The sequence below is a fragment of the Rhizobium sophorae genome, from assembly GCF_013087515.1.
Classification (GTDB): domain Bacteria; phylum Pseudomonadota; class Alphaproteobacteria; order Rhizobiales; family Rhizobiaceae; genus Rhizobium; species Rhizobium sophorae.
The window spans coordinates 24026-36634 of sequence record NZ_JABFCN010000030.1; the positions used below are offsets into that span (position 1 = coordinate 24026).

Sequence of the window (12609 nt, forward strand, 5' to 3'; positions counted from 1 at the left end):
AATTCCGGACGGAAAACCGCTTCGCACTTTTCCTGGAATTGCTCTAGGACCAGGAATATACGGACGATGAATTCGTTGAAAAAAATTCTTCTTGGCGAGCAGGGGCTGGTGGTGATCTTCGCTGCCGCCTTCGTGATCGTTTCGCTCTTCGTTCCGAACTTCCTGACCGAGCGAAACATGCTGGGGCTGCTGCAGTCGGTCGTCACGATCGGCATCGTCGCGTGCACGATGATGTTCTGCCTGGCGTCGCGCGATTTCGACCTTTCGGTCGGATCGATCGTCGCCTTCTCCGGCATGATCGCGGTGATGGTGTCGAACGCGACAGGCTCCATTCCCGTCGGGCTGCTCGCCGCCCTGCTTTGCGGCGCCGTCGTCGGTTTCGTCAATGGTATCGTCATTGCGCGGTTTCGCATCAATGCGCTGATCACCACGCTTGCGACCATGCAGATCGTGCGCGGGCTGGCGCTGATCGCGTCCGATGGTCGCGCCGTCGGCATCAACGATCCCGCCTTCTACCAGCTTGCCCTGTCGCGATTTCTCACCGTGCCGACGCCGATCTGGATCATGCTGATCCTTTTCATCCTCTTCGGTTTCGTGCTCAATCGCACCGTCTTCGGCAAGAACACCCTGGCGATCGGCGGCAATCCAGAGGCCTCGCGGCTTGCCGGCGTCAATGTCGTCAACATGCGGGTCTGGATCTTTGCGCTGCAGGGGCTTGTCTGCGGCATTGCCGGCATTCTGCTTGCCTCTCGCATCACCTCCGGCCAGCCGAATGCGGCGACAGGGCTTGAGCTTTCGGTGATTTCGGCCTGCGTTCTCGGCGGCGTTTCGCTGGCCGGCGGCCGGGCGGCGATGAGCGGCGTCATCGTCGGCGTGCTGATCATGGGCATTGCCGAAAACGTCATGAACCTCTTGAATATCCAGGCGTTCTATCAGTATGTGGTCCGCGGGCTGATCCTGCTGATCGCAGTGTTGCTCGACAATTTGAGGTCTTCGGCTGCGGGACGGCGCGGATGAACCAGGGACAAGCCGGCGATGACATCGAACTGAGGCACGGTGATCTCGCTGTCCGGGTCAGCCGTCGGGGTGCGGCCGTCACCGCCGCGACGTATCGAGGCATGCCCTTTCTCGTGGCGGCCGGCGGCCCTGAAGGAATGATGGCGAATTTCGCGATGGTGCCGTTCGGCAATCGCGTTGAAGGCAACGCCATGTCCTTTGCCGGACAAGACTATGCCTTCCAAGCGAATGCTTCCGATCCGCTCTATCTCCACGGCGACGGCTGGCTCAGCCTCTGGCAGCTTGAAGATGCTAGTGCGGAGCATGCGCAGTTCTCCTTTTCCCGTAGCTCCGACAAGGTTTCACCCTATGCCTACCTTACCCGGCAGGAGATCCGTCTCGCCGGCGACGCGCTGGTGCTGACACTTTCCGTGGAAAACCGCGGCGAAACCGCTCTTCCCTTCGGGCTCGGTCAACATCCCTTCTTTGCGCGGACGCCAAAGACGAGGCTGACGATCGCGGCCGATCGTTACTGGAACGAGCGGCCCGACCATCTTCCCGAGATGCCTGGCCCTGTGCCGGACTATTTCGATTTCAGATCCGAAAAGCTTTTGCCGCAGAGATGGATGAACAATGCCTTCGAGGGGTGGAATGGGCGGGCGGCAATCGCCTGGCCGGAACTTGCGATTCAGGCGGCGCTGGAAGCCGACGGTGCGCTCAATCGCTTCATGCTGTATATGCCGGTCAACCGGAGCGATTTCTTCTGCCTCGAGCCGATGAGCCATCTGCCGAACGGCCATCACCTTCCTGATTTCGGTGGGCTCACCCCGCTTGCGCCGGGGGAGGCTCTTGCCGGCACGGTGACGATCCTGATGTCGGCGCTGCCGGCTCAACCGAAGGAGGGATAGATGGGCAGCCGTCTGCAGGGCAAGAACATCCTGATAACAGGTGCTGCGCAGGGTATCGGCCTTGCGATCGCAAAGGCTTTCATGCGGGAGGATGCCGCCGTCTTCCTCGTCGATCGCGATGCGGCGCTGCTGGCGCAGGCGGCGAAAGAGCTCCAGCGCAGCGGCGGCCGGCTTGGTTATCTGCCGGCCGATATTACCGATGCCGGAACGATCACGACGTTGGTCGCTCAGGCGAATGAAGAGATCGGACAGCTGAACGCGCTCGTCAACAATGCCGGGGTGAATGTCTTCGCCGAACCGCTCCAGACGACGGACGAGGAATGGAACCGCTGCTTTGACATCAATCTCAAGGGCGCATGGAACTGCTGCAAGGCGGTGCTGCCGGGCCTGATCGAACAGGGCGGCGGCGTTATCCTCAACATCGCCTCGACGCACGCTTTCACCATCATCCCGCATACATTTCCCTATCCGCTGGCAAAACACGCCCTGCTCGGAATGACGAAATCCTTAGGGCTGGAATATGCCGCCCGCAATATCCGCGTGAACGCGCTGGCGCCGGGCTATGTCTCGACGCAGAAGGTGATCGATTACTGGAACGGCTTCCCTGATCCGGAGGCGGCAAAGGCCGAAACGATGAGACTGCATCCCGGCGGGCGCATCGCGACGCCGGAAGAGATTGCCATGGCGGCCGTGTTCATGATTTCCGACGAGTGCCCGTTCATCAATGCCACCTGCCTGACAATTGACGGCGGCCTCAGCGTCCTGCAGCATCCCGCCTGAAGGCTTCGATCCCGCTATTTTTACAAGCCTGTCGTCTTCTCGGGATAGAGCATTATATTGCCCATCGGGAAGGCTATCTGATCTCCCGCAGGCATGGAGCGGCCCTGCCGCTTTCTGAAAACACAATTGAAAACAGGAGGACGGCATGCAGATCAATCGCACGGCTTCGGCTCATTGGACCGGTGGTCTCAAGGACGGCAAAGGCCTGATCTCAACGCAGAGCGGCGCTCTGAAGGACTATCCCTACGGCTTCGCAAGCCGCTTCGAAGGCATCCCCGGCACCAACCCGGAAGAGCTGATAGGTGCCGCCCATGCCGGCTGCTTCACCATGGCGCTGTCGTTGATCCTCGGTGAAGCCGGCTTTACCGCCGAGCATATGGAAACCTCCGCCAAGGTGACGCTCGAAAGCGTCGAGGGCGGCTTTGCCATCACCGCCATCCATCTCTCGCTCTCCGGCCGTATTCCCGGTGCCGATGAAGCGACCTTCACCGAACTTGCCAACAAGGCGAAAGCCGGCTGCCCGGTTTCCAAGGCGCTTGCGTCGGTTCCGATCACACTCGACGTCAAGGTCGTCTGACCCGTCACTCCATGGACGAAGTGCCGCGCGCTTGTCGCCGCGGCGCTTTCCATTTGTGCGCCCGCATTCCAGGGTCCCACCTATTCCGATGCCGTCGGTCGCCGGGAGGACGTATCGCCTCCGCCGGATACATTCGTCCCGCGACACCTTGTGCTGCGCTATCGCATGTTGACAAGTGACGCCTGATATTTTACGACTGACGAAATTCGAAAATCGTCAGTCGTAATTCAGGTCCGAAACTTATGAACGACATCGCGGAAAATACGCTCGACATCGCGCGGCAGGAGAATGTCACGCGCATTCTCGATGCAGCCGAGCGGCTGTTTCGGCACTATGGCTACAGCAAGACGACGGTGGCCGACATTGCCCGCGATCTCGGCATGTCGCCGGCCAATATCTATCGTTTCTTCGCCTCCAAGGTGGAAATCCACCAAGCACTCTGCGGGCGCATGCTCGCGACTGCCTATCAAATCGCCTACGACATCCGCCACCAGCCGATCAGCGCCAGCGAGCGGCTGCGCCGCTATGTCGAGACCCAGCATCAATTGACGCTGGATCTGATGCTGGACGAGATGAAGGTGCACGAGATGATCGTGGTCGCCATCGAGCGCGACTGGCATGTCATCGAAAAACACATCGATCGTGTTCATGACCTGATCGCCGAAATCATCGCCGAAGGCATTGCAGCCGGGGAATTTGCCGAGCAGGACCCGGTCGTTGCCTCACGCTGCTTTGGTGCTGCGACGAACACACTCTGCCATCCGCAGATGGTGGCGCAATGTCTTGCCAAAACCAACCGCGCAAGCGTCGACGAGCTGATCAATTACGTGATCAGGGCGCTGAAGAAATAATGGGCGGCAGCCGCCGTCGAATCCCGAAACAATCCAGGAGTGCGGAAGATGTTTTCGCTCAAGACCCTCAGCCATCGCATGCCGTCCGTCGCCAGTCTCATACTCGTCGGCGCCATCGGCATCGGCGTTTCCGCCTGCTCAGAAGAGAAGGCTGAGGTCAAGCAAGTCATCCGGCCGGTGAAGGTCGTCGAGATCGCCAAGGCCGGCGACACCCGCAAGCTCGACTATTCAGGCTCGGTCAAGGCACGCACGGAGATGAACCTCGGCTTTCGCGTCGCCGGCAAGATCACCGAACGCCTCGTCGATATTGGCGACAAGGTGAAGCCGGGCGACGTGCTTGCTCGGATGGACTCAACCGATTACCAGCTGGCGGTCAAAACGGCGGAAGCCAATCTTGCAGCCGCTGAAAAAGGCGTCGAAACCGCCGATCTCGTGAACAAGCGCAATCAGCAGCTCTTCGACAAGAATGTTTCTCCGAAATCCCAGCTCGAGCAAGCGTCGCTCAGTTACGATCAGGCCGTTTCAAGCCGCGATGCCGCCGTCTCGGCGCTCGATCAGGCGAAGAACCAGGTGAGTTATGCGGAGCTAAAGGCCGACCACAACGGGATTGTCACGACGATCAATGCCGATGTCGGCCAGGTCGTCGCGTCTGGCACTCCCGTCGTCGCCGTTGCCGTCGACGGCGAAAAGGAAGTGCAGATTGCGGTCCCGGAAAACGACATTGCCGAATTCAAGCCGGGCAAGGCAGTCAAGGCCAGCTTCTGGGCTGACGACAGGCTGGTGCTCGACGGCAAGGTGCGCGAGGTTTCCGGCAGCGCCGACCAGCAGTCGCGCACCTTTGCGGTTCGGGTGAGCCTGCCGAACGATCCGCGCGTCCTGCTCGGCATGACGGCGACGATCGAGGCCGACGTCAGCAACGGCAACAGCTATGTCTCGATCCCGCTCAGCGCCCTGGCTGAAAAGGACGGCAAGCAGATGGTCTGGACCGTCGACCGCGACACGGCGACCGTGCATGGCCGCAACATCAAGGTCGCCGATTTCACCGGCGACGGCGTGCATGTGACCGAGGGCCTCGATGCCGGCGATCTCGTCGTTTCGGCTGGCACGCAGTTCATGAGCGAAGACCTGAAGGTGAAGGTGCCGGACCAGCAGTCGGCCCTGGCCGCCACGGACCAGGCCGTCCGCTGATCGCGCCATAGGATAGGGAACAAGACCATGGACGCCACCACTGAAAAGCGGCCCTTCAATCTGTCGCGCTGGGCGATCGGCCATCCGAGCATCGCCCGCTTCCTCTTCGGGCTGATCATCATTACCGGCGTGCTCGGCCTGATGCGCATGGGCCAGCGCGAGGACCCCGAATTCACCTTCCGCGTCATGGTCGTTCAGGCGATCTGGCCAGGTGCCTCCATCCAGGAAATGGAAGATCAGGTCGTCAACAAGATCGAGCGCAAGCTGCAGGAAACGCCGCATATCGACTGGGTCAAGTCCTATACGCGGGCAGGCAGCGCGATCATCACCCTGCAGGTCAAGGGCGACACGAATTCGCAAGAAGTGGCGGATGCCTTCTACCAGGTGCGCAAGAAGGTCGGCGACATCTCCAGCGAGCTACCGCAGGGCCTGCTCGGCCCCTATTTCAACGACGAGTTCGGCGATACATTCATCACGCTGCATTCGATCAGCGGCGACGGCTATTCCTATCCGGAACTGAAGAAATTCGCGATCCAGGCGCGCGACATGCTGCTGACGACGCCGGGCGTCGAGAAGGCGGTCATCATCGGCGACCAGCCTGAGAAGATCTATGTCGACGTCTCGTCCAAGGCGCTCGCCGAGCGCGGCCTGACGATCCTCGATCTGCAGAACGCCATCAAGGGCCAGAACAACGTCGATCCGGCCGGTTCCGTCGATACCGGCCTGCGCTCGGTGCGCATCTCTGTCGAAGGCGACGTAAAGAAGGCGGCCGATATCCGCGAACTGCGCCTTCGCGCCGGCGGCCAGGTGACGCGCCTCGGCGATATCGCCACCGTCAGTTCCGGGCTCGAAGATCCCTACCAACGCAAGTACCGCTTCAACGGTCACGACAGCGTTCAGGTCGGCGTCGTCATGGCCAAAGGCTTCAACGTCACAGATGTCGGCAAGGGCGTGGAGGCGACCTATCAGCGCTTCGAGGAGGCGCTGCCTTACGGCGTCGCCGTCGATCAGATCGCCAACCAGCCCGACGTGGTGACGGATGCGGTCAGCGAATTCATGCATGCGCTCGGCGAAGCTCTCATCATCGTGCTAGTCGTTTCGTTCGTGTCGATCGGCTGGCGATCGGGCCTCGTCATCGCCATCGCCATTCCGCTGGTGCTCGCCGCCACCTTTGCGCTGATGTACGAACTCGGCATCGACCTGCAGCGCATCTCGCTCGGCGCGCTGATCATCGCGCTCGGCCTGCTCGTCGACGATGCGATGATCGTCGTCGAGATGATGGAGCGAAAACTGGAGGAGGGGCTCGTCAAGATCGAGGCGGCAAGTTTCGCCTATTCCTCGACCGCCTTCCCGATGCTGACGGGTACGCTGATCACCACGGCCGGCTTCATTCCCGTCGGCTTCGCCGCCTCGACGGCCGGCGAATATGTGCGGTCGCTGTTCTACGTCGTCGGCATCGCGCTTGTCACCTCGTGGTTCGTCGCGGTCTACTTCACGCCGTGGCTCGGCTATATGATCCTCAAGCAGCGCCATCACGCCGGCGAGCATCACGACGCCTTCGACACAGGCTTCTACCGTCGGCTGCGCGGCACGGTCGGCTGGGCGGTGCGCCACCGCGTCATCGTGCTGCTGCTGACGCTCGGCACCTTCGTCACCAGCCTCTGGGCCTTCCAGTTCATTCCGCAGAATTTCTTCCCGCAATCTTCGCGGCCGGAAATTCTCGTCGATCTCTGGCTGCCCGAGGGCACCAGCATCAAGGAAGTCGAAGTGCAGGCAAAGGCGCTCGAAGCCAAGATGATGGATGATCCCGACAAGCGGTTCATCGCCACCTATATCGGCGAAGGCGCGCCGCGTTTCTTCCTGCCGCTCGACCAGCAGCTGCGCAATCCGAACTTCGCCCAGCTGCTCGTCATGGCCAATGACGAACCGGCACGCGAGCGGCTGATCGGCAAGCTGCGGACGATCCTTGCGGAAGACTTCCCCGACATTCGCGGCAAGGTCGACCGCCTCTTCCTCGGTCCGCCGACCGGCTGGCCGGTGCAAATGCGCGTCATGGGGCCTGACCGCCAGGAAGTCAGGGAGATCGCCGATCAGGTAAAGGCGCGCTTCCAGGCCAATCCGATGCTCGGCGCCATCCATGACGACTGGCTGGAAGAGGTGCCGGGGATGAAGCTGGTGATCGACCAGGACCGCGCCCGGGCACTCGGCGTCACCTCGCAGCGCGTCCGCCAGATGCTGCAGACCGCCATGTCGGGGGCTGCGCTCGACGATTTCCGCGACGGCGAGGAGACGGTCTCGATCGTCGCCCGCGAGCCGGATGCCAGCCGCTCGCTGCTGTCGGCGGTCAACTCGGTCTATGTGCCGACGGATTTCGGCGGCTTCGTGCCGGTCTCGCAGGTTGCCAAGGTCGTGCCTGTCATGGAGCAGGGCATCGAATGGCGGCGCAACCGCCTGCCGACGATCACCGTGCGCGCCACGCTGCCTGACGATGTGCAGGCGAATGACGTGGTGATGAAGATGTATGCCGACATGAAGGACCTGCGCGACAGCCTTCCGGCCGGCTACAATGTCGAGATCCAGGGCGGCGCCGAGGATGCGGCGGAAAGCCAGATGTCGATCGCCGCCAAGGCGCCGATCATGCTCGCCGTCATCATCGTGCTGCTGATGGTGCAGCTGCAGCATTTCGGCAAGGCGATGCTGGTGCTCGCCACCGGACCGCTCGGGATCATCGGTGCGGCCGCCGCATTGCTGATCAGCGGCGCCCCCTTCGGCTTCGTGGCGATCCTCGGCGTCATTGCGCTGCTCGGCATCATCATGCGCAACTCGATCATCCTGGTCGACCAGATCGACCAGGATATCAAGGCGGGCATGCACCGGCAGGAGGCGATCGTCGGCGCGGCCGTGCGGCGTTTCCGACCGATCATGCTGACGGCGCTGACCGCCGTGCTGGCGCTGATCCCGATCTCCCGCGGTGTCTTCTGGGGTCCGCTCGCCTACGCGATGATGGGCGGCATCTTGGTTGCGACCGTGCTTACCATTCTGGTTCTGCCCGCCGGTTACGCCCTTTTCTTCGGCCGGGAGCCGAAGACAAAGGGCGAGCCAGGCCAGCATGCCGACGCCATCCAGGAAGAGGCGGATGACAGACATCCGCCGGCGTTGGCAGCAGAGTGAGGACGGCGCGGCGAAAGCCGCGCCGTTTTCCTTGCAGGTCACAGCTTCCTCATCAAAGCGCGTCGCTGCCCACAGCGCCGCGCAGTCTTTACTGCCTGCTCCGTCTTGGAGCTGCGCGCCGATTCCATTGCCGCCTCGAAAAAGCTAAGCTGCAAAAGCATGCCGGCAGACCAACCGCGATCCCGGCCACCCATTGACGAGGCAGGGCACGACCGTGACCGATTACCATCTGGAAGCAAGCTGGAGCCCGATCGAGGGCAGTTTCGGGTGCCTCACCTTCACGCTTTTCAATCTTTCGACCGAGCCGCTGTCCGGCTTCTCGCTCGCCTGTACGTCAGAGACGCGGGTTGCCGACAAACATGTCTGCGACGGCGGCAGCCTCAAGCGGCAGGTCGCGCATTTCCACGAATTCCTGCCGCCCGAAGACCTGAGCGTGCCGCCCGGCGGGCGCTGGCGGTTCACCGTCGAGGGGCTGACCAGGGCGCCGAAACATAGGACGGCCGGCGTCAAATCGGCCTATCTGACACTTGGCGATGGACGCTACGTTCCTGTTGGTTTCGGCGATCTCATGCTCGAAGGACGGGATGGTGCCGTGGCGCCGCCGCTTCTGCCGCCAGGCCGGGCCGAGGAACCGTATTCGCTGCTGCCATGGCCGCTGGCGCTCGGGCTGAAGGCGGGAGAGCTGCCGGTCGTCCTTTATCCGGCCGAGCGGACGCGGGCCGATGCGGTCAAGGCGCTCTCGCTGGTTCTCGCGCTCTACCAGCGGCTCTATCCGGCCGACAATATGCCGTTTTCCCTCAGCGCCGTCGAAGGCGGGCGGGCCATTCGTTTCGTCACCGAATCGTCGATCGCCGCCTTCGCCTACGAATTGCGTCTTACCGCACATGAGATCGTGCTTTCGAGTGCGGATAGCGCCGGGCGGCATTACGGGCTGATCAGCCTAGCGCAACTGCTGCACGGCGCCCGCGCCGATCCCGAGCGCTTCAAATTCCCCAGTTTCGGCACGATCGCTGACCAGCCGCGTTATGACTGGCGCGGCTGCCATCTCGATGTGTCCAGGCAATTCTATCCGGTGGCGGACGTCGTGCGGCTGATCGATATTCTCGCCTGGAACAAGCTCAACATCTTCCACTGGCATCTGACCGATGACGAAGCGTGGCGGCTGGAGATAAAAGCCTATCCCGCGCTTACGGAGATCGGCGCCCGGCGTGGGCCGGATGAAGTGCTCGTGCCGCAGCTTGGCGACGGGGCGGAACCGCGCTCCGGCCATTACACCCAGGACGACGTCAGGCGGATCGTTGCACATGCAGCCTCGCTGCATATCGAGGTACTGCCGGAAATCGATATTCCGGGCCACAGCATGGCAACGCTATTCTCACTGCCCGACCTCGTTGACGGGCAGGAGGCGCCGGACAGTTACCGCTCGGTGCAGGGTTATCCGAACAACGCTCTCAATCCGGCGGTGGAATTCACCTATGAATTTCTCGGCAAGGTGTTCGACGAGATGGTGACGTTGTTTCCAGGCGAGTACCTTCATATCGGAGGCGACGAAGTGGCGCACGGCTCCTGGCTCTCTTCGCCGCTCTGCAAGGCACTGATGGAGCGGGAGAAACTTGCCGGCACCGCCGAGCTGCAATCCTATTTCATGAAATGTATCAAAGCCATGCTATCTGAGCGCGGCAGGAAGCTCGCTGGCTGGAACGAGGTCTCGCATGGCGGCGGGGTCGATCGCGACGGCACGCTGCTGATGGCCTGGGAAACGCCCGCCGTCGGCATCGAGCTGGCACAGGAAGGCTACGACGTGGTGATGACACCGGGGCAAGCCTATTATCTCGACATGGCGCAGGCTGAAGCCTGGGCCGAGCCTGGCGCGGCCTGGGCGGGGTTCAGCCCGCCGGAACACACCTATGCTTACGAGGCCGAGGGCGAGCTGCCGGAGGCGCTAAAGGAGAAGATGCGCGGCATCCAGGCCTGCATCTGGACCGAGAACTTCCTCTCCCGCGCCTATTTCAACCGGCTGGTTTTTCCGCGCCTTTCGGCCGTTGCCGAGGCTGCCTGGACGCCTTCGGCGCGCAAGGACTGGGATCGCTTCGCAGCGATCGTGCGGATGTGGCCGGTGCTTTAAGGAATCGCAATTCCGGACGGAAAATCGCTTCGCACTTTTCGTGGAACTGCTTCAGGCCGCCTCGGCCTTCAGCCCCAAAAGCGCGGCGCCGATCAGGCCGGGTTCGATGCGGCATTCGCTGCGCACCACCAGCGGGCGGTCGAACTTGCGCAGGATACGGGCGCGCACGGCGTGGTCGAGCTCGGCAAGCAGCGGCTCGACATTGGAAAGCCCGCCGCCGACCGGCACGATGGTCGCGCCGGTGATGTTGATCGTCAGCGCCAAGGGCGAGGCGACGAGATCGACATAGACGTCGATCGTCCGTGTCGCCTTCTCCTCTCCCTGCCGCCACTGAGCGATGATCTCCTCGCTGGCAATGTCTAGATCGTGCAGCGTCTTGTGCAGTCGCTCCAGCCCCCGGGCGCCGCCGACGGTGTCGACGCAGCCCTTCTGGCCGCAGCCGCAGGCATAGGCAGGAATGGCGACGGGCGGATTGCCGGCCGCAGATGCGATGATTGGGCCGTGGCCCCATTCGCCGGCAAAGCCGCCGGCCTCGTTGACGAGGCGTCCGTCGGCAACCAGGCCGCCGCCGACGCCGGTACCGAGGATGGCGCCGAAGATGATGCGGTGACCGCGGCCGGCGCCGAGGCCGGCTTCGGCCATGGCGAAACAGTCGGCGTCGTTGGCAATCAGCACCGGCAGGCCGAGTTCCGCTTCGAGGTCGGCTGCGAGCGTGCGGCCGTGAATGCAGGGAATGTTGGCGCAGATCAGGCGCTGGGTATCGGGATCGACGACGCCGGCGATGGAGAGGGCGATACGGCTCGGTTGTTCGCCGGTTTCGGCGATGATGCCGCGCAGGGTCTCGACGAAAGCGGCGAAATCATCCCTGGGCGTCGGGCGGCGGCCGAGGGGAAGGATGTCTGTCTCGGAGCGGGCGATGCCGCCCTTGATGGCGGAGCCGCCGATGTCGAATGAAATGATCATTGCCACTCTGCCGCTTTTCTGGTCTCCCGCGTCTGCTTGCATTGTTGGCGGGGAATTTCAAGCGCTCATTCGGCGGAGGTGTCACCGGCTTTATGGTCGTGCCGTGTGCCACCCCTCTGTTCTGCCGGACATCTCTCCCACAGGTGGGGAGATCGGATAGGCGGGACAGGTTTCCATCTTCCCTTCCGTCATGGCAAGACGTTGGAGAAATCTGGTGAGCCCAGGCCCATCGGCTCCGATCGCAGCCGCAATTTCTAACCCCGCAAGTCATTCAATTGGCATATTGCATCGCCAAAATCCGGCCCTACACTTTCATCAACTGCCGGACCCACGACCATCGATACGAGAGAAAACAGTACCATCCGAAGAGCACGTCCCAAAGGCCGCCGCCTCTCATCCATTTTGCGGCAGATGGCCGCCGATCACAGCCGCGAAAGGATCTCGATCGGCGATCTATTCGACACGATGGGTGACAGGGCGATCAGCGCGTTGATGCTGATCTTCGCGCTTCCGAACGCCTTTCCCACTCCGCCGGGCACCTCGGCCGTGCTCGGCGCGCCATTGGTCTTCCTGGCAGCGCAGCTGACCTTCGGGCTGAAACCCTGGCTTCCGAAGGTGATTGCCAACCGTTCGATGCGGCGGGAGGATTTCGAGACCATCGTCGGCCGCATCCACCGCTGGCTCGCCTGGGCCGAGCGCATGCTGAAGCCGCGGCTTGCGATCTTCGCCGAGCCGCCGGCGGAATATCTCGCCGGGGCGGCATGCCTGCTGCTGTCGATCGTGCTGCTGCTGCCGGTCCCGCTCGGCAACATCCTGCCGGCGATCACGATCTCGGTCTTTGCGTTCGGCATATTGGGCCGTGACGGGCTCTTCGCGCTCATTGGCTTCGTGATGACGGCCGTGTCGCTCGTCATCGCCGGCGGGGTGATTTACGGTCTCGTGAAGGCGGCGATCTATATCGTCGTGCAATGGTTTGCCTGAGCGGGTTTGCCCCAATGATGACGGTTATTTGGCGAGGCTCCTTGCAACAGGCTCGACATTTGCCGGAAT

General features: G+C 62.4%; 10 protein-coding genes. 9 read left to right on the forward strand and 1 reads right to left on the reverse strand.

From position 1 onward, the window contains the following. Positions 1–66 precede the first annotated feature (66 nt). From araH to G9X64_RS17510, 8 genes are all read left to right on the forward strand, one after another. Positions 67–1017, forward strand: a complete 951-nt coding sequence (gene araH / locus G9X64_RS17475) for an L-arabinose ABC transporter permease AraH (protein ID WP_011653625.1) — start codon at positions 67–69, stop codon at positions 1015–1017. Further along, positions 1014–1904 carry an aldose 1-epimerase gene (locus G9X64_RS17480; RefSeq protein WP_171377058.1) on the forward strand — a complete coding sequence of 297 codons (891 nt, stop codon included), beginning with the start codon at positions 1014–1016 and terminating at the stop codon, positions 1902–1904. The genes araH and G9X64_RS17480 overlap by 4 nt, the downstream gene beginning before the upstream one ends. Further along, positions 1905–2684: an SDR family oxidoreductase gene (locus G9X64_RS17485; RefSeq protein WP_171377059.1), complete on the forward strand. Its 780-nt coding sequence runs from the start codon at positions 1905–1907 to the stop codon at positions 2682–2684. A gap of 145 nt (positions 2685–2829) precedes the next feature. Continuing rightward, the gene (locus tag G9X64_RS17490; RefSeq protein WP_017962203.1) at positions 2830–3261 is read left to right on the forward strand and encodes an OsmC family protein; all 432 of its coding nucleotides are present in this window, start codon (positions 2830–2832) and stop codon (positions 3259–3261) included. A 242-nt stretch (positions 3262–3503) separates the two neighbouring features. Beyond that, entirely contained in the window at positions 3504–4112 is a 609-nt protein-coding gene (locus G9X64_RS17495; protein WP_171377060.1) for a TetR/AcrR family transcriptional regulator, read from the forward strand. Positions 4113–4160: 48 nt separating this feature from the next. Then, positions 4161–5300 (forward strand): efflux RND transporter periplasmic adaptor subunit, encoded by a 1140-nt coding sequence (locus G9X64_RS17500; protein WP_171377061.1) that lies wholly within the window; start codon positions 4161–4163, stop codon positions 5298–5300. A gap of 27 nt (positions 5301–5327) precedes the next feature. Then, positions 5328–8471 carry an efflux RND transporter permease subunit gene (locus tag G9X64_RS17505; RefSeq protein ID WP_171377062.1) on the forward strand — a complete coding sequence of 1048 codons (3144 nt, stop codon included), beginning with the start codon at positions 5328–5330 and terminating at the stop codon, positions 8469–8471. A 214-nt stretch (positions 8472–8685) separates the two neighbouring features. Beyond that, a complete protein-coding gene (locus tag G9X64_RS17510) occupies positions 8686–10596 on the forward strand; it encodes a beta-N-acetylhexosaminidase (protein WP_168315458.1) in 1911 nt (636 codons plus the stop codon). Between the two features lie 51 nt (positions 10597–10647). Here G9X64_RS17510 and G9X64_RS17515 read toward each other — a convergent pair whose 3' ends face one another. Then, positions 10648–11559: an ROK family protein gene (locus G9X64_RS17515; RefSeq protein ID WP_168315457.1), complete on the reverse strand. Its 912-nt coding sequence runs from the start codon at positions 11557–11559 to the stop codon at positions 10648–10650. 402 nt (positions 11560–11961) lie between these two features. Between G9X64_RS17515 and G9X64_RS17520 the strand changes: the two genes are divergently transcribed. Beyond that, entirely contained in the window at positions 11962–12540 is a 579-nt protein-coding gene (locus G9X64_RS17520; RefSeq protein WP_171377063.1) for an exopolysaccharide biosynthesis protein, read from the forward strand. Positions 12541–12609: the final 69 nt, after the last annotated feature.